Raw genomic sequence first — 867 nt, forward strand, 5'->3', positions numbered from 1 at the left:
CATGTGCCTGGGTGCCCCTCTTTGACTCACCAGCTTCGAGAGCACCTCGACTACGCGTCCAGAGCGGATGGCGCCCGCGACGTCGATGGCAAGGCACTCGCGCGTCCACTCGTCCACCACCGTGAGGCATTTGAGCTGCTGTCCGTTGGCGCAGCCGTCGAAGACGAAGTCGTAGGCCCACACCTGGTTGGGCCCCGTCGCAGGCAACGGACGCGGGCGGCTGGCCGCCACTCGCCGCCTGGGCCGTTTGCGCGGCACCTGCAGGCCCTCCTTGCGCCAGAGCCGATACGCCCTATCTGGGCACATGCGGTGACCGTCCCGGCCCAAGAAGATGCGGATGCGACGGTAGCCGTACCTCGGGTACTGCAGGGCGAGCTCGCGCATCCGCTCCACGACAGACTTCTCCCGCTGTGCCTTCTGCGACACGTACCCCAGGGCAGAGCGCGCCACCCGCAACAGCCGGCATGCTCGCCGCGTGGACAGCCCCCGGGCGCGGGCATACTCCACCTGCTGTCTTCGCGCGGGGGCGCTCACCATTTTTTTGCTTGGATTTCCTTCAACACCTCGATGTCCAAGTCCCGCTCGGCCAGCAGCTTCTTCAACCGGACATTCTCCGCCTCCAACTGCTTCAGCCTCTTCGTGTCGTTGGCGTCCATTCCTCCGAAGCGCTTGCGCCACGCGTAGACCGTGGGCTCGCTCACTCCATGCTTCTTCGCGGTCTCCGGCACGGACGACCGCTCCGCCTCTCGCAGAATGGCGACCATCTGCTCTTCGCTGAACCGACTCTTCTTCACTGCCTGCCTCCGTGGTGTCCGGAGACGGCATCCTCTCAAGCTTCAGGTGGTCCGAAAACCGCAGGGCATGTCA

The 867-nt window shown here is 65.4% G+C and carries 1 pseudogene; it reads right to left on the reverse strand.

The annotated features are described in order from the left end of the window. A pseudogene (locus HUA74_RS44920) lies at positions 1-794 on the reverse strand (IS3 family transposase); the annotation flags it as partial. Positions 795-867: the final 73 nt, after the last annotated feature.

Source organism: Myxococcus sp. CA051A, from assembly GCF_013336705.1.
In the GTDB taxonomy this organism is placed as follows: Bacteria; Myxococcota; Myxococcia; order Myxococcales; family Myxococcaceae; genus Myxococcus; species Myxococcus llanfairpwllgwyngyllgogerychwyrndrobwllllantysiliogogogochensis.